The organism is Thiobacillus denitrificans DSM 12475 (genome assembly GCF_000376425.1).
Lineage (GTDB): Bacteria > Pseudomonadota > Gammaproteobacteria > Burkholderiales > Thiobacillaceae > Thiobacillus > Thiobacillus denitrificans.
Genome location: NZ_AQWL01000020.1, coordinates 1 through 20569, shown reverse-complemented (window position 1 = coordinate 20569; position 20569 = coordinate 1). Strand labels below are relative to the sequence as shown.

Here is a 20569-nt window from a genome sequence, read left to right as displayed (position 1 = left end):
TTGATCGAGGCCATGGTGTCGACGACCTGGCCGACAACCTGGCCGCCCTTGACCGCAACGTCGGCAGTGGAAACAACAAGCTGGTTGGCCTGGCGCGCATTCTCGGCGTTCTGCCTGACGGTGCTGGTCAGCTCTTCCATCGAACTCGCCGTCTCTTCCAGTGAGCTGGCCTGCGATTCGGTGCGCGAGGACAAGTCGGCATTCCCCGTCGCTATCTCACGCGAGGCAACCGATATGGTCTCGGTGCCGTTGCGCACCTGGCTGACGATGTCTGCCAGGCTGGCGTTCATGTTCTTCATTGCCTGCATCAGCTGGCCGGTCTCATTCTGCGAATGCACGTCGATCTGCTGCGTCAGATCCCCTGCGGCGACGCTTTCGGCCAGCCGGACCGCCTCGTTCAGCGGACGCGAAATGGCGCGAATCAGCCAGAGGCCGATAAATGCAGCCAGCAGCACGCCGCAGACAATGACCGCAATCGAAGTAGCGCGCACGAAGACATAGCGGGTTTGCGCCGACTGGAATTCGCCTTTCGCCACGTCGAGCTGGAGCCGATTGACCGCCTCCATGCTTTCCCGCACTGCGGGATAGGTCTGGCTCAGCGGCCCCTGCAATATCTCCCCGGCCTGCTGGAAATCATGGGCACGCAATGCCGCAATGGCAGGGATCATGCCCTCGCGGCCATATTTTCGGCGATTGGCATCCAGTTCCCCGGCCAGTTTCGTTTCTTCGGCCGTCAGCCGGGTCGCCATGTAGGTCTTCCAGATTCCGTCGATTTCCCTGATCGTGTTGCTTACCGCTTCGGTCTTCTTGTCGACCGCGGACGTATCTTCAGGAAAAGCCGTCAACTGGCCTGCGGTTGCTTCGGCAATCGTGATCTGATTCTGGTTCATCAGCATGGACATGCGCTCCAGCAGGCCCAGCGCAACCATCCTGTCCTCGTAGACAGTTTTCAAGGCGTTATTGGTGGCGCTCAGGCTGCTCAGCCCCATCACCCCGATGCCCGTCAACAGCACGGAAAGAAAGCCGATCACGAAAATCAGCCGCGACTTGATGCTCATATTTTCAAACATTTAGGACTCCCGGATTTTTGGGTAGTAAGCGCTTGATTTCGGCCGCCTGTCAGGCTGCGATTTTTTCCATCAATCCCATTTCGCTGCTGGACATGAGCTTGTCGATATCCACCAGAATCAGCATGCGCTCGTTGAGCGTGCCTAGGCCGATGAGGTAATCGCTGTCGAAAGTCCCCATTTCCGGCGCAGGCCTTACCTGGTTCGGGGACAGCGTGGTGACGTCGGAGACGCTATCCACCACCATGCCCATTACCCGGCCGCCGATGTTGAGGATGATCACCACGGTGAACTGGTCGTAGGTGGGGGTGCCCAGACTGAATTTGATGCGCATGTCGACGACCGGCACGATAATGCCGCGCAGGTTCACCACCCCCTTGATGAAGTCGGGCGCATTGGCAATGCGGGTGACCGGTTCGTACCCCCGGATCTCCTGCACCCGCAGGATGTCGATGCCGTATTCTTCCTGCCCCAGGGTGAAGGCCAGAAACTCTTTCCCGGCAATCTCTCCGACGCCGGCCTGTGCTTGTGTCTGTGTGGTGTAGGACATGGTGTCAATCCTTTTTGCCCGAATGGGTGATCCGGACTCAGTAAAAGATGGGGGCGGCGCTGAGCTGGCGGCTTGAGCGCAAAAGCGCGGAAACATCGAGAATCAGTGAAACGCCGCCATCCCCCAGAATGGTGGCGCCGGAAATGCCGGCCACCTTGCGGAAATTCGACTCGAGGTTCTTGACGACTACCTGCTGCTGGCCGACCAGGCTGTCGACCAGCAAGGCGGCCTTCTTGCCGTCGGCCTCGAGAATGACGACGATTCCCTCTGACGGCTCGGTGAAACACGGCTCGATGGCGAAGATCTGGTACAGCGGGATCAGCTGCAGATACTCCCCGCGTATCTTGATCACCCGGCCCTGGCCGGCAATTTCCTTGACGTCGGCCGAGGCCGGCTGCAGCGATTCGATGACATAGCCGAGCGGCAGGATGTACACCTCTTCTCCCACCTTGACCGACATGCCGTCGAGAATGGCCAGCGTCAGCGGCAGGGAGATGGCAATCGTGGTGCCGCTGCCGGGAACCGAACGGATATCGACGGAGCCGCCCATTGCCGCGATGTTGCGCTTGACCACATCCATGCCCACGCCGCGGCCGGATACATCGGTCACCACTTCCGCAGTGGAAAAGCCGGGGGCCATAACAAGATTCCAGACATCGGCATCGGGCATCGTGTCCGATACATCCAGGCCCTGCTGCTTCGCCTTGGCAAGAATCCGCTCGCGATTCAGGCCGCCGCCGTCGTCGCTCACCTCGATCACGATGTTGCCGCCTTGGTGCGCGGCCGACAGGGTCAGCTTGCCGGCTTCGTTCTTGCCACTCTCGCGACGCTTCTCGGGCATTTCGATGCCGTGGTCGACGCTGTTGCGCACCAGGTGCGTCAGCGGGTCGACAATGCGTTCGATCAGCCCCTTGTCGAGTTCGGTAGCGGCGCCGTGCGTGACGAAATCGACCTTCTTGCCGAGCTTGCCGGCCAGATCGCGCACCATGCGCGGGAAACGCGAAAACACATAATCCATCGGCATCATGCGGATCGACATCACCGCTTCCTGCAGGTCGCGCGTGTTGCGCGCCAGTTGGCTGGCACTGTTGAGCAGACGTTCGTGGGCGATCGGATCGAGCGCGCCGATGCGCTGCTCGATCATGGCCTGGGTGATGACCAGTTCGCCGACCAGGTTGATCAGCTGATCGACCTTCTCGATGCCGACCCGGATCGACGACGATTCCTGGTTGCCGCCTTCCTTGTCGGTCGCGCGGCGGCCCCAGTTCTTGGCTTCGGCTGCGGGCGCGCTGGCCGCGGCCTGCTCCGGCTTGACGGCAGGGGAGGGCGGGCTGGCCGCCTCCGCCTGCTGCGGCTCGAAAATCCCATAGCCCGGGTCTTCGGCCGGCTGCTTCGTTCCGCTGCCGCCTTGCAGTTCGGCTTGCGGGGCAGCCGGGGCAGCGCCCAGCGTAATCTTGAGATCATCCGGATCGAGCACGAACGAACAAATCGCGACGATGCTGTCCTGGCTCTCGCTGGTGGTCAGCGTGAAAACCACGCGCTGGTCAGCCAGACGCTCCTGGCCGATCGTGCCCAGCAAGCCCAGTTCCGCCGCCAGCGCATCGACATCCCGCTGCGGCACTTCGGGCAATTCAATGTGGAAAATGTAGTTGCCATCCGCATCGGCAACCGGTGCGGCTGCGGCGGGCTCGGCAGCGGCCACCGGGGCAGCCTCGACGGCTGGCGTTTCCGGAACGATGTCCTGCGACAGCGCCTTCAGCCGCTGGCAAACGCTGTCAACCGCATCCTGGTCGACACCCGATCCATGATGATGGCCATCCATCTGCATGGTCAGGACGTCCTTGGCGGCCAGGAAGGCATCCACATGCTCGGGCGTCAGTGCCATTTCCCCCTTGCGTATCCTGTCGAGCAGCGACTCCAGCATGTGGGTGACTTCGGTGATATCGGTAAAGGCAAAAGTGGCGGCGCCGCCCTTGATGGAATGCGCGGCCCGAAAGATCGCGTTGAGGTCCTCGCTGTCGGGCGCGGACACGTCGAGAGCCAGCAGCAGTTTTTCCATCTCGGCGAGCAGCTCGTCGGCCTCGTCGAAAAACACCTGGTAGAACTGGCTCATATCAATCGTCATTTTCAAACTCCGTCATTTATTCGCTGCAGGCTCGGGCTCCGCATTCTCAGCCGATCAGTTTTTTCACCACTTCGGTCAAGCGTGCCGGATCGAACGGCTTCACCAGCCAGCCATTGGCGCCGGCAGCCCGGCCCATTGCCTTCATGTCGTCGCCGGTCTCGGTGGTCAGCATCAAGATCGGCACATTCTGGTAATTTTTCATTCCGCGCAGTGCCTTGATCAGGCTCAGGCCATCCATGCCAGGCATGTTCTGGTCGGTGAGCACCAGGTCGACCGTCTGCTTCCTCGCCTTGTCCAGGCCGTCCTGTCCGTCCACCGCCTCGACCACGCCATAGCCCGCGGCCTTCAGGCTGAAGGACAGCATCTGGCGCAGCGATCCCGAGTCATCCACTGCAAGTATTGTTTTACTCATTGCTGCTCCCGCTCTTTGCATAGGCGGGCATGCGCCCGCGTATTCCGTCATTTCAAAACAGTTCGATGTCGCCGCTTTCCATGTGGCGCTGGTTCACCGTGCTGCGCACGCCTGAGCTGCGCACGCCGACCCGGCTGCCGATGTCGCCCAGCAGGGCCAGCAGCGCTTCACTCCCGCTTTCCGGCAAGGCCGCGCCGTTCGTATCGAGCGCGCCGAACACGTCGCGCAGGCCGGCCAGATGCTGCACCATGCGGCCGATCAGCTGGCTGGTCATGTCCTGGAATTGCAGCCCCGTCACGGCGGCGCCGACATGCTGGCCGATCTCGCCGCGCAGCGCCTCGAAGCGCGCCGCACACTCGGCCGCCGGTATGCTGCCGGCCAGCAGGCCGTTCAAGGCTTCCTGCTGCCGGTCGACCGCGTGATGGATTGCCATGAAATTCGTGCACAGTTTCTTGATGGCCTCGTCCAGCAAGACATCCATCTGCACCAGATCCCGCTCGACCTCCGCCAGGTGCTGATCGCCATGGACGGACACGCCGGACAACAGGCGCATGACCTGGGTATTCATCGGTAATTCGCCGGATGGAGATTCCTGGGGAAGCATGTCGGGCCTCACAGGAAGTTGAACAGCGACAGTCCGGAGGTTTTCACGAACGACTTCTGTGCCGCTTCGAGCGTCAACTGTTGCTGCGACAACTGGGTCAGCGCCTGGGCGTAATCGAGATCCTGCAATTCCGACAGTGTCTGGCTGTACTGCAGCTTGCGGTCTTCGCCTACGTTGTCGAGCGCATCGATTTCCTGCAGCCGCGAGCCGACCGACGCGCGCACCGTCAACACGTTGTTCAGTGCCAGATCCAGGTCGCCGTTGACGGTTGCCAACGTAGCGCCAAGCCCGGTGGTTCCCGGCGTTTCCAGCTGGACGATGAGCGCGTTCAAGGTGGCGAATACATCCTGTCCGCCGCCCTGGAAAACCGCCTGTCCCGGGTTGCTCACCGCCATCTGGCGCGCGCTGTCGACCTGTATCAGGCGCTGCCCCTGGTCGCCGTCGTATTGCACCGCGCCGCTAACTGGATCTTTGGAAAACGCGGGCGTCGCGGTCTGAAAACCGGAAAACAGGTAATTGCCCAGTGCATCGCGGCTGTTGGCCAGTGCCAGCAGTTCATCGAAACGGCCGCGCAACTCGGTCGCCATGAAACCGCGTTCGGTGTCGCTCAGAGTGGGATTGCCTGCGGCGATGACGGTGGTTTTGGCATCCTGCAGCAAGGCCGTCACGCCCGATAGCGTGCCCTCCACTGCGCCGAGCGCGCTTTTCGCGCCTTGCCGGTTGACGCCGTACTGCGTATTGATCGATTGCGACTGGGCCACCTCGAGCGCACGCGCGGCAGCGACGGGGTCGTCTGCCGGTGTCAGGACGCGGCGTCCGGTGGAGATTTGCTGTTGCGTCCTGACAAGGCCGGACTGCAGCTCGCTGAGGCGGGCGGCACCGGTCTCGAACAGGGTTTGGGTGCTGATGCGCATGATGTTCGGATCCCCTTATCGGCCGATGGTGAGCAGCGCGTCGAACATCTCGCTGGCGATCTGCATGACCTTGGCGGCCGCCTGGTAGGCCTGCTGGTAGCGCAGCAGATTGGTCGCCTCTTCGTCCAGATTGACGCCCGACTCGGTCTGCAGCGAGAGCTGCGCCTCGGAGAGCAGCTTGCCGGCCGCGCTGCTGGTGACTTCGAGCTCGCGAGTCTTGTTGCCGATCTGGCTGACCAGCTGCGAATAGGCCCCCTGGAAGCTGGTGGTGCCGTTGCCGAGGGTATTGGCGGTTTGCAGTGCGCCGAGCAGCAAGGCATTGCGGTTGTCGCCGACGCCGAACGGGTTGGCCGCCACGGTGAAGCTGTCGCCGTCGGCCGGGGCGGTGCCGGTGGGACTGCTGAGGACGGAACTGATGCCGCCGAAGCTGATCGTTGCGCCTTCGACATAAGGCACGATGTCGCCCGCGGCATAGGCAGTGGTAGTGGGCGGGGCGCCCGCATCGGTCACCGTCACCGGGGTCGACAGGACGAATCCATCGCCGTTCACCGGGTCGGCCTTATAGGTGAACGTCACCGGTGCGGCGAGCGGCGTCGTATAGCTGCTGTCGACCGTGGCGGCGCCGATGGCGACATCGCCGGCATTGGCGCCCGCTGCCGACGTGCCGACAGGGGTGACGGGCAAGGCAGCCGCGGCGGCGATCTGCGCCGGATCGGTGATCGCCACCGCCAGGCCGGATGCGCCGTTGACGGTCGGGCGGATCAGGAAGTTGTCGCCGGCAACGGCGGCGCCGGACGCCAGGCTGAATTCGATGCCGTCGACGGTTTGCGGAAGCGCGCCGGAAGGAAACGTTTTGTTGTCGGACAACCGGGTCAGCGTGTAATCGGTGCCGTCGTACTGCAGCCGGTAATCGCTGGTGGTCAGCGCATTGACATTGCCGATGCTGGCGGAAATGGCAGCGTCGCCGGTGTTGGCGCTGTTCGCGCCCACCACGGGAGACGGCAGCGTGAAGAAATCGCCTCCCGGGTTGCCATTGAGATCCCGTCCGAGGCGGTGCTGCGCATTGAACGTGTCGGCCATGCCGATGGCAACGCGACCCAGGGCGTTCTGGGCGGAATCGAGCGTCCGGCTGCGAAATTCGACCAGGCCGCCCAGCTTGCCGCCGACCAGGCTGGACTCGCCCACCACCACCGTCTTGCCAGCCGTCCGGTAAGCCACCTCGATGCGTTCCGGGTTGGTGGGCGATGCCGCGGTCGAAAGCGCGTAGGTGTTCACCCCCACCACCAGCGGCTGGCCGTTGCCGATGAAAATGTTGTAATGGCCGTTGTCCTGCTTGACGACCGTCGCCTTGATTTCCTTGTTCAGATCCAGAATCAGCTGATCACGCTGATCGAGCAGGTCGTTGGCGGGCTGGCCATTGCCGCTCTGGACACGGCCGATGGTGTCGTTCAGCTGCGCAATCTGTTGCGCATAGCTGTTGATGCCGTTGACGCTCGACGTGATCTGGCTGTTGATGCCCTGCTCGATCTCGTCGAGCCGTCCGGCCAGACTCTGGAAACGCGAAACCAGCGTCTCGGCCGACGACAAGGCCGCCTGGCGCGACGGGATTGCCGCCGGATTCGAGGACAGCTCCTGAATGCCGCTGAAGAACCCCTGCAAGGCAGGCGACAACCCGGAAGCCGGGTCGGCCAGCAGGTTGTCGATCTGCTTGATCTGCGCGTAATAGCTGTCGAGCCCGCTTTTCGAGGTTTGCGCGGAACGTGTCTGGCTGCCGAGGAACTCGCTGTACACGCGCTTGACCGTAGAAATCTCGGTGCCCTGCCCCATGAAGCCGAAACCGAAATTCTGCGGCTGGGCCGTGCCCTGCACCGCGACCTGGCGGTTGTAGCCCGGCGTCGCTGCGTTCGCGATATTGTGGCCGGTCGTGTTGATCCCCACCTGTGCGGCAGCAAGAGCACTCCGGCCGATGTTGAGTATGTTGGTTGCCATCTATCGGGTCGCCAGGATTGGGGTGGGAAACAAAATATCGCTACGCTTGACAGGTGAATCGGTGGGATCGCCGGATTCTTAAGCCGCCGCGGTCAAGCCTGGCCGAATTGCCTGATCACGCTCAGCAGCTTCTGGGCGTAATTCGGGTCGGTGGCATAGCCTGCCTGCTGCAAACCCTGGGCAAACCCGGCCGCATCCTGTCCCTGCGCGATCACGTTCTGGTAGCGCGGATTGGCGCGCAGCAGGTTGGCGTAGTCACGGAAGGCATCGGCGTAGGAATCGTAGGCGCGGAATGTGTCTACCTGCTTCTGTGGCTGGCCGTTGACGTATTCGGTGGTGACGATGTCGACCGTGCGGCCGCGCCACGAACCGCCCGCCTTGATGCCGAACAGGTTGTGGCTGTTCTGGCCGTCGGCGCCGCGGATTTCGGCCTTGCCCCAGCCGGTTTCCAGTGCCGCCTGTCCCAGCATGAACGGGGCGGGGATGCCGGTGCTGGCGCTCGCCGCCTTGGCGTGCGGCAGCAGCCGCTGCACGAAAGCCTCGACGTGCGCGGGCGCGTCGCCGCTGCGCGCGGCGGTCGGCAACGCCTGCGCCGCCGGCTGGGCCGGCGTTGCGCCCTCGCCGATCGGCGCCTGCAGCGTGGCGGAAAGCTGGCGCACCATCACGTCGGCGAGGCCGATGCCGCGGCTGGCCATGCGCTGCGTCAGCTGCTGGTCGAGCATCGAGGTGTACATGCGGGTCTGATCGCTGTCGAGCATGCCGTCCTGCGGCGTTGCCTCGCGCATGCTTTTCATCAGCATGTTCATGAACACTGCCTCGAACTGCTGCGCGGCGGAGCGTAAAGCCTCGGGCGAGGATTGCTTCGCGTCGAGCTTGAGCTGGTTGACGCCCTGGACGTCGAGCGCAAACTTGGAGGAGAGGTCCGCGCCGCCGATCATCTAAATCACCTCCAGTTCGGCGCGCAGTGCGCCGGACGCTTTCAGGGCCTGCAGAATGGCCAGCAGGTCTTGCGGGGTGGCGCCGATGGAATTGAGCGCCTTCACCACGTCGGCCAGCGAGGCGCTACCTTTCAGCAGCATGACCTCGCCCGGCTGCTGGCGGATTTCGATCTGCGACTGCGTCGTCACCACGGTCTGCCCCTTGGAAAACGGCGCCGGCTGGCTGATGACCGGTTCGGTGTTGATGATCACCGACAGGCTGCCGTGCGATACCGCGCTGGGGTCGAGCATGACCGCGCGGTTCATCACCACCGAACCGGTGCGCGCATTGATGATGACCTTGGCCATGGCCTGCGCCGGACTAACGTCGAGGCTTTCGATGGCGCCCAGGAATGCCACCCGCTCGTTCTCGCCGAGCGGCGTCTGCACCTGGATTACCCGGCCATTCAGCGCGCGCGCGATGTTGCTGCCGAAATGCGCGTTGACCGCGTCGACCACGCGGCTGGCGGTGGTGAAGTCGTTTTGCCGCAGCTCCAGGTTGATGCTGCCGGATTGGCCCAGCGCGCTGGCGACGCTGCGCTCGACCGTCGCGCCGGCGGGAATTCGCCCGACGCCTAGATGATTGATCTGCACCTTGCTGCCGCTGGCCGAGGCGCCGGCGCCGCCGACCACCAGGCTGCCCTGCGCCATCGCGTAGACCTGGCTATCGACACCCTTCAGCGGCGTCATCACCAGGGTGCCGCCGCGCAGGCTCTTGGCGTTGCCGATCGACGACACCGTCACGTCGATGCCCTGCCCGGCCTGGGCAAACGGCGGCAGCTCGGCGGTCACCATCACCGCCGCTACGTTCTTCAGCTGCATGTTGATGCCGGGCGGCAGGTTGACCCCCATCTGCGTCAGCATGTTGGCGATGCTCTGGGTGGTGAACGGGGTCTGCGTGGTCTGGTCGCCACTGCCATCGAGCCCCACCACCAGGCCGTATCCCGCCAGCTGGTTAGTGCGCACGCCCTGCATGCTTGCGATGTCCTTGATGCGTTCGGCATGCGCCGCGCCGCCCGCCAGCAGCGCGGCCAGAAGAAGCAAGCTTGAAATCCGCATGGTGCCCACCGTTTATAAAGGAATGAAACTGAGGAAGAAGCGCGCCAGCCAGCTCATCATTTCGGCCTTGTCGAAATTGGCGCTGGTGCGGTACTCGATGCGCGCGTCCGCCACCTTGGCCGACGACACGATATTGCCCGCCTGGATGGTGTCGGGATTGACCACGCCCGACAGACGGATGTATTCGGTGCTCTTGTCGAGCGCAACCTGTTTTTCGCCGGCGACGGCCAGGTTGCCGTTGGGCAGCACTTCGACCACGGTGACGCTGACGTTGCCGGTGAAATTGTTGCTGGAATTGACCGCGGACTTGGCGTCGTACTGGTTCGACGCCTCGGCGTTCACCCCCAGGCCCTGGAACATTTTCAGCGGCAGGCCGGCAACCGCGCTGATCGACGAATCGACCTCGCTGGTCTTCGATCCATTGGAGGAGGCCTGTTTGCCCGCCTGGGTTTTTTCGTTGATGGCGATGGTCAGCACGTCGCCGACGTTGCGCGCGCGTCGGTCTTCGAACAGCGGACGGTAAGCGGCCGCCTGGTAGATCGCGCCATTGCCGGCGGTAGGGGATGCCTGCACCTGCGGCCGCGCGGTGGTCGGCTGCTGCACGATGGTCGACGGCGTGGTGCCGCAGCCCGCCAGCCCCAGCAGCACGCACAGCAATCCGAATGCACGCGATGTGCTCATGACATGACTCACAGCTGCGTCAGGCGCTGCAGCATCTGGTCGGATGTCTGGATCGCCTTGCTGTTGATCTCGTACGCGCGCTGGGTCTGGATCATGTTGACCATTTCTTCCACCACGTTGACGTTCGAGGTCTCGACGTAGCCCTGGTTCAACAGGCCGGCGCCGTTGCTGCCGGGCGCGTTGGAACTCGGCGTGCCGGAGGCGGCGGTCTCGGCGTAGAGGTTTTCGCCCATGCTCTGCAGGCCGGCCGGGTTGACGAACATCGCCAGCTGCAGGGTGCCGACGGTCACCGGCGCGGCGGCCCCCGCCTGCGTCACCGACACCGTGCCGTCGCGCGCGATGGTGAGGGTTTGCGTGTCGGGCGGCAGGGTGATGGCGGGCTGCACCGCATAGCCGCTGGAGGTCACCAGCTGGCCGTTGGCATCGGCCTGGAACGAGCCGTCGCGGGTGTAGGAGGTGGTGCCGTCCGGCATCAGCACCTGGAAGAAGCCGTTGCCCTGGATCGCCACGTCCTTGGCGTTGCCGGTCTGCTGCAGGTTGCCCTGGGTGAAGATACGTTCGGTCGCCACCGGCTTCACCCCGGTGCCGATCTGCAGGCCGGACGGCAGCTGCGTCTGCTCGGACGACTGCGCACCGGGCTGGCGGATGGTCTGGTACAGCAGGTCCTCGAACACCGCGCGTGCGCGCTTGAAGCCGCTGGTGCTGACGTTGGCGAGGTTGTTGGAAATCACGTCCATCTGCGTCTGCTGCGCATCGAGACCGGTCTTGGCAATCCAGAGTGAGCGAATCATGTCGGCTCCTTTAAAAAAATTAGCTCATGCTCAACAGCTGCGCCGCCTTGCCGTCGTTGCTCTCGGCGTGCTGCAGCAGCTTCATGTGCATGTCGAACTGGCGCGCCAGCGAGATCATGTTGACCATCTCGTCGACGACGTTGACGTTGGAGGACTCCAGCGCGCCGCCGATCAGCGTCACCTTGGGGTCGGCGTTGGCGGCGTCGCCGGTCTTCAGCCGGAACAGGCCGTCGTCACCGCGCACCAGCTCGGCTTCTGGCGGGTTCACCAGCTTCATGCGGCCGATCGAAGTCAGGCCGGTGGCGGTGGAGCCGTCGGGCACCAGCGAAATCGTGCCGTCCTTGCCGAGCGCGATGTTGCGGCCGGGCGGAATCGCCAGCGGGCCGCCGTCGCCCAGCACGGTGAGTCCGCTACCCGTCTGCAGCACGCCGTTCTCGTCCAGCTTGAGGCTGCCGTTGCGGGTATAGGCCTCGGTTCCGTCCGCCGCCTGCACTGCGATCCAGCCATCGCCCTGCACCGCCACGTCGAGATCGCGTCCGGTGTGCTGGATCGCGCCGCCGCGGAAATCGCTGCCGGTGGTGGAGTCGACGACGAAGGCGCGGGTAGGCAGGATCGCGCCCTGCACCGGCACCGCGCGGAACTGGTCGATCTGCGCGCGAAAGCCGGTGGTGGTCGCGTTCGCCAGATTGTGCGAGGTGGTCGCCTGCTGCTCCAGCGCGTGTTTCGCGCCGGTCATGGCGGTGTAGATGAGACGGTCCATGCTGCCTCCTCAGTGCATCGTCAAGACAGGCTTAACGCAGGTTGACCAGGGTCTGCAGTACCGCATCCTGGGCCTTGATGGTCTGCGCATTGGCTTGATATACCCGCTGCGCGGTGATCATGTTGACCAGTTCGGCGGTCAGGTCGACGTTGGAATCCTCCACCGCCATCGACTGCAGCACGCCCAGGCTGCCCGAGTCGGGCGTACCCACCAGCGGGGTGCCCGAAGCCGAGGTCTCGGCCCACATGTTGTTACCTAGCTGCTGCAGGCCGTTGGGGTTGGCAAAATTGGCCAGCACCACCTGGCCCAGAACGGCCGACTGGCCGTTGGTGTAGCGGCCCAGAACGATGCCGTCGGCGCCGACGTTGAAGCTGGCCAGCCGTCCCGAGGTGTAGCCGTCCTGGTTCAGCGTGTTGATGCTGAAGGCGGAGCCGAACTGGGTGCTGTCGGTGAAATCGATCGTGAAATTGAGCGCAGCCGCCCCCGTCGTCACCGCCAGCCCGGACAGGGTCAGCGGCGAGCCGCCGGTGAGGGCGCCGGTGTCGTTGAAGCTGAGGGTACCGATCTGGCCATCCGCGCCGCTGCCACCTATCAGCACGCCGTCATTGGCGGCGAAAACGTCCCAGGTTCCCGCTGCCGATTTGACGTAAAAGGTCTGCAGCATGTGCTCGTTGCCCAGGCTGTCGTAGACAGAAAGGGCGGTCGAGTCGTGGTAGGTGGTCGGGGCGGTCATGTCGAAGCCGGCCGCCGACAGCGGCGTCTTGTTCGAATTGAAATTGTGCACCGCGTTCACCTCGCTCGTGACCTGCGGCACCAGATCGGCGGTATTGATGCTCAGGGGTGCCGGCGCGCCGGCTGCCAGCGTGCCGCTGGCGTTCGCCATATACCCGGTCAGCTTGGCGCCGGTCGGATTGACGATGAAGCCCATGCGGTCGAGCTGGAACTGGCCGTTGCGCTGGTAACTCACTTCGCCGTTGTTGTCCATGCGGAAAAAGCCGCCGCCGTTGATGGCGATATCGAGCGGGTTGTTGGTGGACGAGATATTGCCCTGGGTGAACTGCTGGGCCACCTGCGCCACCTTGGTGCCGATGCCGACGCCGGCACCGCCGGCGCCGGTCAGGGAGTTGGCATAGACATCCGCAAACTGCGCCTGCGACTGCTTGAAACCCACGGTGCTGGCGTTGGCGACGTTGTTGCCGATGACATCCAGATTCTTTGCGGCGGCATTGAGCCCGCTCAGGCCTTGCTGAAAACTCATGTTCTGCTCCTTAGAATGGTTGCTGCCGGTCTTGCTGCTCAGAAAATCTGCCGGATCTCGCCGTATCCCACGCTGCCGTTCCCAGCCAGGTTCAGCTGCACGCCCTGGCCGTTCTGCGAAACGCTGTTCACCATGCCGAGGTTGAGGGCGACGCTGCTGACCGGCTGGCCGCCCTGGACAGCATCGACCTTGAAGCTGTACTGGCCGGCAGGCGCCGCGGTTCCGCTGTCGGTCAGGCCGTCCCAGGCCAGCACGCTCACGCCCGTCTCCCTGGAGCCCAGCTCCAGCTTGCGCACCAGCCCGCCCGCGGTGTCGTGAATGCTGACGGTGACCTTGTCAGCCGGGCGCGACAGCTCGAATCCCATCACATCCTCGAACTGGGCGGGACTGACCGTGTCGCCCGGAACCAGCACGCCTCGCCCGATCAGGCTGGCCGCCTGCGCCATCTGGTTGGCGCCCATGCCGGCGACCATGGCCTGCAGGCTGCTGTTCATGTTCTCGATGCCTTCCACCGTGCTGAGCTGCGCCATCTGGCTGGTCACCTGGGCGTTGTCGAGCGGATTCAGCGGGTCCTGGTTCTTCATCTGCGCAACCAGCAGGCTCAGAAAACGATCCTGGGTGTCTGCGGTGCCGCTCTTCGCTGTTTTGGCGGCGCCAGCGCCGAACTGGCTGCTGACATTGCCTGCGTCTTGTACCGTACTCATGGCGTGTCCTCGTTCATTGGCCCAGGCCCAATGTCTTGAGCAGCAGGGTTTTGGTGGTATTCATCATTTCCACGTTGGATTGGTAGGAACGCGAGGCGGAAATCATGTTGACCATCTCCTCCACCACGTTGACGTTGGGCATCGCCACGTAACCCTTGCCGTCGGCCAGCGGGTTTTTCGGGTCGTACACCATTTTCATCGGCGACGGATCCTCGATCACCGCCGCCACGTTCACCCCGGTGGCGCCGTTTTCGCCCACCGGCGTCGCGGCGAACACCACCTGCCTGGCCTTGTAGGGCTCGCCGCTGGCGCTGGTCGCGCTGTCGGCGTTGGCGAGGTTGCTGGCGACGGTGTTCAGCCGCTGCGACTGGGCGTTCATCGCCGAACCGGCCACGTTGAAGATATTGAACAGCGACATGCCCGGACTCCTTATCCCTGGATGGCGGTCAGCAGACCCTTGATCTGCTGGTTGATCCGGGTCAGGTTGAATTCATACTGAATGGCGTTTTCGGCGAAGGCGGCGCGCTCGGCGTCAACGTCCACCGTGTTGCCGTCGACGCTGCCCTGGGCGGGAGTGCGGTACAGCAGTCCCGCCGTGGCTGCCTGGCCGGAATTGCCCGCCAGATGCCCGGGCGCCGTGGTGGCCAGCGCCGTCGCGCCGGGGGTGCCGCCGCCCTTGAGCGCGCCTTGCAGGGTCGCCTTGAAATCCATGTCGCGCGCCTTGTAATGCGGCGTGTCGGCGTTGGCGATGTTGGACGCCAGCACCTGTTGGCGCTGGTCGCGGATACGCAGCGCCTGTTGGTGGAAATTCAGCATGTCATCCAGCCGGTTCAGCATGGTCGTCACCTCTTTACTTTGCCGCCTGCGCTGCAAAGCCTTTTTGCGATGACTGCATCCTAGACATGCGCCTGTCCATTCAATCGCACGATAAGCGGCAGAAAGCCGGTTCATTTCGGCGTTTCGAATGTGGCCGCGCTTCCTAGAATGACGCACTGTGAAAAAGCGAATCGAGGAGCCGAGGATGGCTGCAGAACCGATCCATGCAGGCGGGCGTGCCCGCGGGCTGTGGCTGGCCGCCGCCTGCCTGAGCCTGGCGGCCGCAGTCCACGCGGCCGAACCGCAAGACCCTGCGGCGCTGCAGGCCCACGCCGAGCGCTTCCTGAAAACGCAGACCGGCGGCCTGCCGGGCAAGGTAACGATACAGGTCAAGCCGCCGCGCACTGCGCTGCCCGCCTGTTCCGCGCTCGACGCATTCCAGCCCGCCGGCAGCCGCAGCATCGGCAAGTTCAGCATCGGCGTGCGCTGCCTGGCGCCGGCGCAATGGACGGTCTACCTGCCCGCGCAGGTGCGCGTCATCGCCCCGTATGCCGTCACCCGTCAGCCGCTTCCCGCCAATCACGTCCTGACCGCCGCCGACATCGTGCTGCGCGAGGGCGATCTCGGCAGCCTGCCCGCCGACGTGGTCACCGATGCCGAAGCGATGCTGGGCTACCGCGCGGTTTCCGGGCTGGCCGCAGGTGCGCCGCTGCGCAGCGCCCTGCTGCGTCCCCCGCTTGCGGTGCAGCAGGGACAGGTCACCCGGCTGGTGCTGAACGGCCCGGGATTTTCCGTGCAGAGTGAAGGCCAGGCGCTGGCCAATGCCGGGCGCGGCGACCGGGTGCGGGTGAAAACCCGCTCCGGCCAGGTGATCAGCGGCATCGCGCACGACGGCCAGCAGGTCGTCGTTACTTTTTGAGCCGCGCCCCGGCTTCAGAATATTGGTAAATTGACGTTACCCATGTAGCTCGGGATATTCTCCCCGCGCTGTCCGACCCCAACAGGAACCCGCCATGAAAATCGATCCAGGCCTGAAGCAGGTTACGCTGCCTCCCTCCGTCGAAAACCGCCCCGCCCAGCCGCAGGCGAACAAGCGCACCGGCACCGAGCAGACCGATGTCACCCTGAGTTCGCGCGCTGCCCAGCTGAAACAGCTGGAAACCCAGATGGCGGCGATCCCGGTGGTCGACCGGGCGCGGGTGGACAGCATCAAGGAAGCCATCGCCAGCGGCGAGTACAGCATCAAACCCGAAAACATCGCTGCAGGCCTGATCGATTCGGTGAAGGAAATGCTCCATGTCACCCGATAAGCCGGTTTCCCCCGATCCCGCCCCGATTGCCGGCCTGGCGGCGGAAAGTGCTGCCTGGCAGGGGCTACTCGATATCCTGCAGGATGAGGAGCGGGCCTTGATCGCGGGCGAGGCCGACTGCCTGGCCCAGCTGAACACCGCCAAGCTGACGCAGTTGCAGGCCGTGAGCGGGCATGCGCGGAAGCGCCACGCCGAGCTGCTGGCCGCCGGACACGCCGCCGACCGCGCCGGCATGGACGCCTGGCTGGCGCAACACGGCCAGCCCGAGCAGCGCGCCCGCTGGCAGCGGCTATGCGCGCTGGAACAGGAGGTTCAGGCGGCGAACCAGCGCATCGGCTCGCTGATCGAGTTGCGCCTCAACTCCACCCGGCAGGCGCTCAATGTGCTGATCCACAGCGCAACCAGCCAGGGCGGCCTGTACGACCATGCCGGCCTCGCGGTCGCCGCGCGCAAAGGTACCCCTCTCACCGCCGCCTGATCAGCGGGCGAAGCGCCCGGGAGCGATCGCCCGCATCAAATCGCGCTCCAGCGGCAGCGGCTGACGGGTGATGCGGTCGGCCAGCGCCTCGCCCAGCAAGCCCGCCCACACCACCCCGCGCGACGCGTAGCCCGCCGCCACATACAATCCCGCCTGCCCGCCGACCGCCCCCACCATCGGCAGCCGGTCCGGCAGCGTGGCGCGCAGCGAGGCGCGCCCGCTCACTGCCGCCAGCGCGCAGCGTTCGCCCGCCCCCGGCAGAATTGCTTCCAGCCGGGCCAGATTGGCAAGATCGCTCGCCCTGCGCGGTGCGCTATCGTCGTCATCGTGCTTGTGCCCTTCAGGGTGTTCGTAGGTTGCGCCGACCACAAGCTGGCCCGCGCCCGCCGCCACGTAGCCTTCGCGCGCGATCACCCGCCGGATTTCCGGCAGGCAGCCGGGCGGCAGCCGCGTGACCTGGCCGCGCACGGCATGCAGCGGCCAGGCCTGCCCCGCAACCAGATCCAGGGCGTCGCGCGCGTTGGCCAGCACCACGGCATCGGCATCGGCCAGCACCGCACCGTCCTCGCCCAGTGCCTGCCAACCGGCAGCGCCAGCCTGCACACGCGCCACCATGCAGCCGGTTCTCAGCTGGATTGCCGGATGATCGAGCCAAGCACGACACACACTGCCCGGCACCACCCAGCCCGCCGCCGGGTAAAAGACGCCGGCCGCGGCGACCGGCCAGTTCGCCAGTTCGCACGCTTCGTCCGCTTCCACCCAGCGCGCGTAATCCGCAGGCGGTGCGGCGCGGTCCAGTGCCAGCCGCTGCTTCGCCGCCCTATCCGCATCCCTGGCCAGATGCAGCACGCCGCAGCGCGACCATTCCGGCGCATCACCCAGCGCAGCCCACGCGCGCAGATCATATAGAAAGGCTGCGCGTGTCAGCCGGCTGGCGTGGTTGTCGTCGCGCGAGATCAACGGGCGGAACACCGCCAGCGGATTGCCCGACGCCCCCTGACCACTGTCCGCCGCGCGCTCCAGCACGGTGACGGCGACGCCGCGCTGCGCCAGCGCATGCGCCACGGCGGCGCCGGCGACACCGGCGCCGATGACGGTGGCACGCTGCGGCACGGCGGATTCATCGGCGCCGGCGCCGGCGGTAAAACGCGCACTCAGGCAATGCCGCTTGCGGCCGTAACCGGCACGTTTTTCGCAGGCGAAGCCCGCCCGATTCAGTCCCTCGCGCACCGCTGCCGCCACCGTGTAGGTCGCCGCCATCGCCCCGGGGTTCGCCAGCCGCGCGAGCTCGTCAAACAGCCCGGGCTGCCAGAGATCGGCATTGCGGTCGGGGGCGAAACCATCCAGATAGAAGGCGTCGACGCCCGCTTCGACCTGCGGCAGGCAGTCCGCCGCGTCGCCCAGCATCAGGGTGAGCTGCACCCGCCCGCCGTCGAGCGCGATGCGGTGGAAGCCCGGCGTCAGCATCGGCCAGTTCGCTCGCAGTTCGCCGGATAGGCGCGCCCATTCCGGCCATTGCGCATGCAGGCGCGTCAGGTCGCCGGCGCCGAACGGATGCTTTTCGACCGACAGGAAATGCAGCCGCCCGGGGCGTGCCGGGTCATCGCGCCACGCCGCCCAGGTCGACAGGAAATTCAGCCCGGTGCCGAAGCCGGTTTCCAGCACGACGAAGCGGGCGCGATGCACCCACGCCTGCGGCAGGCCGCAGCCCTGCAGGAACACGTGGCGCGCCTGCCCGGCACCGCCGTCGGCAGAATGATAGATGTCGCCGTAGGCGGCGGAATACGGCACGCCGTCCCTGAATTCGAGGCGGGCCGGAATAATGGTTTTCAGCATCCCCGAATGTTACATTGGGCCGGTTCACTGCGACTTCGCCCTATCATGCTGCAACCGAAAACCTGGGCAGCCGAACTCACGGCCAGCGGGCGGCTGCGCGCGGTGGCCGTGCTCGGCAGCAATGCCGAACTGCTGCCGATCCGCCACGCGAAGCTGTCGCAAGGCAGCTTCTTCATCCACGGCTCGGAGCGCAGCGCGCAGATCGTGCAGGACAGCGTGCTGGGCCTTGCAGCTTCCGCCTGTTCGAGCAGCAGGAGAAAAGCTTCTCCTGGAGAGCTACCGCATGATGCGCTTCCGCTGCAACCCCGGCCTCCGGGCCAATCCTACTATCGGAACCGCCGGCCGCTGCCTGCACCGCGAGCACCATCGAACGCGACAGGCGCAAGCTGCAGCGGCCGTCGGGCCACGCTCCGGTGATCCCCGAGTTTGCCGCGCCATGAGCATCCCGGCACGGGCGTTTCCCGCTCGCGAAAAATTGTCATATACCGCCTTCATGATTGCGAAACGGCGCGTTGCCACGCAGCGCCGGCCCAAACCCAACCGTTCCACAAAATCAGGAGAGTTGTTAAATGTCAGCTTCACGTCGTGATTTCATGAAACTCGTCGGTGCCGGCGCCATGCTGGCCCCGCTCGCCACGCTATATAGTCGTGCCGCCATCGGCGCACCGGCCTTCGGTCCCGGTTTCGGCCCGCTCGAACCCGCCCTGCCGCTCAATACCCACGAGCTGATGTCGTATCGGGTCGATGGCAGCATCGCGTTCGACTACCGTAACCTGCCGTTGATTTCCCTGCCGAAGGATTTTCGCTACTGGGTCGTTTCCTGGATCGGCCAGACCATGAGCGATGGCAGTCGCGTGCCAGGCGACCACGACGGCATGGCCGCTTTCAAGGGTCCGGACGGCATGACGATTCTGGTGCGCAACCACGAACTGTCCAACCGCGAAGCCAAGTTCGGTGACAACGCCGGCGTGGTCGTGCCCGACCATCTGAAGTACGACACCTGGTGCAATGGCGGCACCACCACCCTGGTCCTCGACGAAAATGGCCATCTGGTGCGCGACTTCGCCTCGCTCGGCGGTACCAACAACAACTGCGCCGGTGGCCTGACCCCGTGGGGCACCTGGCTCACCTGCGAGGAAAACGTCTCGCTGCCCAGTGGCACCGCCAGCGGCTATCAGAAGCGCCACGGTTACGTGTTCGAAGTGCCGGCGAATGCGACCGGCCCGGTGATGGCCGAGCCCATCGTCGCCATGGGCCGCTTCAACCACGAAGCGACCGCCAACGATCCCGCGACCGGCATCGTCTACCAGACCGAAGACCGCGGCGACAGCTGCTTTTACCGCTACATTCCCGACGTGCCGGGCAAGCTGCTCGCCGGCGGCAAGCTGCAGGCGCTGAAGCTGCGCGACTATCCCGCCGCAGACACCAAGAGCGGCTTCCTCGGCTTCTTGAACCAGCCGCTCGCCTGCGAATGGGTGGACATCGACACCGTCGACCCCGACACCGATACGGTGCGCTACGAGGCGCATGCGAAAGGTGCCGCCAAGTTCTCGCGCGGCGAAGGCGTGTGGTACGGCGACGGCAAGGTGTATTTCGTATGTTCCAACGGCGGCGACATCGGCAAGGGCCAGGTCTGGGCCTACGACCCTGCGGGTGACAGTGTCACCCTGATCGTCGAATCGACCGACGCCAACCTGCTGGAGGCGCCCGACAACCTTACTGTCGGCCCCGATGGCCGCCTGTACCTATACGAAGACGGCAGCGGCGGCGACAACATCGTCGGCGTGAACTCTAAGGGCGAGCTGTTCATCGTGTCTGAAAACGTGATCGGCAACGGCTCCGAGTTCTGCGGCGGTTGCTTCTCGCATAACGGCCGCTTCATGTTCGTCAACATGCAGAGTCCCGGCCTCACGCTGGTGATCGAAGGTCCGTGGCGCAAAGGTCAGGCCTGATCGCCTGATAAGAAGAGCGGCTCGCAGGGCGCTCGGATGCGGAACAAAGCCCCCACTGGTTGGGGGCTTTGTTCTTTGGGTCGAGAGGGAATGCGGACCTGTATCTGACTGCTCACTTCGCCGACTTCGGTCCAGCCAGGCAAGTGTGTCCGCTCATGAGCGGCGGATTCAACCGATCGACGCAACGGATTGGTGAAATCGTTCGGCGGGTGTTGCGTAGTTTAGTGTTTTCCTAGGGCGCTCATTCAATTTCCTCGCGATGGCATTGAGCTTGGCTTGCGAGTAG

22 protein-coding genes and 1 pseudogene are annotated in these 20569 nt (G+C 64.8%); 5 read left to right on the top strand and 18 right to left on the bottom strand.

Annotated elements, in window-relative coordinates; translation table 11 throughout:
- From B059_RS0117875 to flgB, 16 genes are all read right to left on the bottom strand, one after another.
- Positions 1 to 1070, bottom strand: a 1070-nt coding sequence (locus tag B059_RS0117875) for a Tar ligand binding domain-containing protein (protein ID WP_018079599.1), incomplete at its 3' end; no start/stop codon positions are given.
- Positions 1071 to 1119: 49 nt separating this feature from the next.
- Positions 1120 to 1617 carry a chemotaxis protein CheW gene (locus B059_RS0117870; protein WP_018079598.1) on the bottom strand — a complete coding sequence of 166 codons (498 nt, stop codon included), beginning with the start codon at positions 1615 to 1617 and terminating at the stop codon, positions 1120 to 1122.
- 37 nt (positions 1618 to 1654) lie between these two features.
- Entirely contained in the window at positions 1655 to 3742 is a 2088-nt protein-coding gene (gene cheA / locus B059_RS0117865; protein WP_018079597.1) for a chemotaxis protein CheA, read from the bottom strand.
- Between the two features lie 46 nt (positions 3743 to 3788).
- Positions 3789 to 4154, bottom strand: coding sequence for a response regulator (locus B059_RS0117860; RefSeq protein WP_026177635.1), 366 nt, complete (start codon positions 4152 to 4154; stop codon positions 3789 to 3791).
- A 52-nt stretch (positions 4155 to 4206) separates the two neighbouring features.
- Positions 4207 to 4722 carry a hypothetical protein gene (locus B059_RS0117855; protein ID WP_018079595.1) on the bottom strand — a complete coding sequence of 172 codons (516 nt, stop codon included), beginning with the start codon at positions 4720 to 4722 and terminating at the stop codon, positions 4207 to 4209.
- A 44-nt stretch (positions 4723 to 4766) separates the two neighbouring features.
- Positions 4767 to 5672 (bottom strand): flagellar hook-associated protein FlgL, encoded by a 906-nt coding sequence (flgL, locus tag B059_RS0117850; RefSeq protein ID WP_018079594.1) that lies wholly within the window; start codon positions 5670 to 5672, stop codon positions 4767 to 4769.
- A gap of 15 nt (positions 5673 to 5687) precedes the next feature.
- A complete protein-coding gene (gene flgK, locus B059_RS0117845) occupies positions 5688 to 7661 on the bottom strand; it encodes a flagellar hook-associated protein FlgK (RefSeq protein WP_018079593.1) in 1974 nt (657 codons plus the stop codon).
- Between the two features lie 92 nt (positions 7662 to 7753).
- Positions 7754 to 8599 carry a flagellar assembly peptidoglycan hydrolase FlgJ gene (flgJ, locus tag B059_RS0117840; RefSeq protein ID WP_018079592.1) on the bottom strand — a complete coding sequence of 282 codons (846 nt, stop codon included), beginning with the start codon at positions 8597 to 8599 and terminating at the stop codon, positions 7754 to 7756.
- Entirely contained in the window at positions 8600 to 9697 is a 1098-nt protein-coding gene (locus tag B059_RS0117835) for a flagellar basal body P-ring protein FlgI (protein WP_026177634.1), read from the bottom strand. It lies immediately after the preceding gene.
- A 12-nt stretch (positions 9698 to 9709) separates the two neighbouring features.
- Positions 9710 to 10378: a flagellar basal body L-ring protein FlgH gene (locus tag B059_RS0117830; protein ID WP_018079590.1), complete on the bottom strand. Its 669-nt coding sequence runs from the start codon at positions 10376 to 10378 to the stop codon at positions 9710 to 9712.
- A gap of 8 nt (positions 10379 to 10386) precedes the next feature.
- Complete coding sequence (flgG, locus tag B059_RS0117825) at positions 10387 to 11169, bottom strand: flagellar basal-body rod protein FlgG (RefSeq protein ID WP_018079589.1); 783 nt, start codon at positions 11167 to 11169, stop codon at positions 10387 to 10389.
- Positions 11170 to 11188: 19 nt separating this feature from the next.
- Entirely contained in the window at positions 11189 to 11929 is a 741-nt protein-coding gene (gene flgF, locus B059_RS0117820) for a flagellar basal-body rod protein FlgF (RefSeq protein ID WP_018079588.1), read from the bottom strand.
- Between the two features lie 31 nt (positions 11930 to 11960).
- Positions 11961 to 13187: a flagellar hook protein FlgE gene (gene flgE / locus B059_RS0117815; RefSeq protein ID WP_018079587.1), complete on the bottom strand. Its 1227-nt coding sequence runs from the start codon at positions 13185 to 13187 to the stop codon at positions 11961 to 11963.
- Between the two features lie 38 nt (positions 13188 to 13225).
- Positions 13226 to 13891 carry a flagellar hook assembly protein FlgD gene (locus B059_RS0117810; RefSeq protein ID WP_018079586.1) on the bottom strand — a complete coding sequence of 222 codons (666 nt, stop codon included), beginning with the start codon at positions 13889 to 13891 and terminating at the stop codon, positions 13226 to 13228.
- A 13-nt stretch (positions 13892 to 13904) separates the two neighbouring features.
- Positions 13905 to 14309, bottom strand: a complete 405-nt coding sequence (gene flgC / locus B059_RS0117805) for a flagellar basal body rod protein FlgC (protein ID WP_018079585.1) — start codon at positions 14307 to 14309, stop codon at positions 13905 to 13907.
- Between the two features lie 11 nt (positions 14310 to 14320).
- Entirely contained in the window at positions 14321 to 14728 is a 408-nt protein-coding gene (gene flgB / locus B059_RS0117800; RefSeq protein ID WP_018079584.1) for a flagellar basal body rod protein FlgB, read from the bottom strand.
- Positions 14729 to 14912: 184 nt separating this feature from the next.
- Here flgB and flgA point away from each other — a divergent pair, with 184 nt between their 5' ends.
- The 3 genes from flgA (at position 14913) to B059_RS0117785 (ending at position 16495) form a co-directional block, all read left to right on the top strand.
- Positions 14913 to 15626: a flagellar basal body P-ring formation chaperone FlgA gene (gene flgA / locus B059_RS0117795; RefSeq protein WP_018079583.1), complete on the top strand. Its 714-nt coding sequence runs from the start codon at positions 14913 to 14915 to the stop codon at positions 15624 to 15626.
- A gap of 94 nt (positions 15627 to 15720) precedes the next feature.
- Positions 15721 to 16017, top strand: a complete 297-nt coding sequence (flgM, locus tag B059_RS0117790) for a flagellar biosynthesis anti-sigma factor FlgM (RefSeq protein ID WP_018079582.1) — start codon at positions 15721 to 15723, stop codon at positions 16015 to 16017.
- On the top strand, positions 16004 to 16495 hold the full coding sequence (locus B059_RS0117785; protein WP_018079581.1) for a flagella synthesis protein FlgN: 492 nt from the start codon (positions 16004 to 16006) through the stop codon (positions 16493 to 16495). The genes flgM and B059_RS0117785 overlap by 14 nt, the downstream gene beginning before the upstream one ends.
- On the opposite strand, the gene mnmC is transcribed toward B059_RS0117785, so the two are convergent.
- Complete coding sequence (gene mnmC, locus B059_RS0117780) at positions 16496 to 18331, bottom strand: bifunctional tRNA (5-methylaminomethyl-2-thiouridine)(34)-methyltransferase MnmC2/FAD-dependent 5-carboxymethylaminomethyl-2-thiouridine(34) oxidoreductase MnmC1 (protein ID WP_018079580.1); 1836 nt, start codon at positions 18329 to 18331, stop codon at positions 16496 to 16498.
- 45 nt (positions 18332 to 18376) lie between these two features.
- On the opposite strand from mnmC, the gene B059_RS21540 reads away from it, so the two are divergent.
- Positions 18377 to 18748, top strand: coding sequence for a hypothetical protein (locus B059_RS21540; RefSeq protein WP_018079579.1), 372 nt, complete (start codon positions 18377 to 18379; stop codon positions 18746 to 18748).
- 152 nt (positions 18749 to 18900) lie between these two features.
- Positions 18901 to 20283: an alkaline phosphatase PhoX gene (locus tag B059_RS0117770; RefSeq protein ID WP_026177632.1), complete on the top strand. Its 1383-nt coding sequence runs from the start codon at positions 18901 to 18903 to the stop codon at positions 20281 to 20283.
- Between the two features lie 168 nt (positions 20284 to 20451).
- On the opposite strand, the pseudogene B059_RS21040 reads toward B059_RS0117770, so the two are convergent.
- Positions 20452 to 20569, bottom strand: a pseudogene (locus B059_RS21040) (IS30 family transposase); the annotation flags it as partial.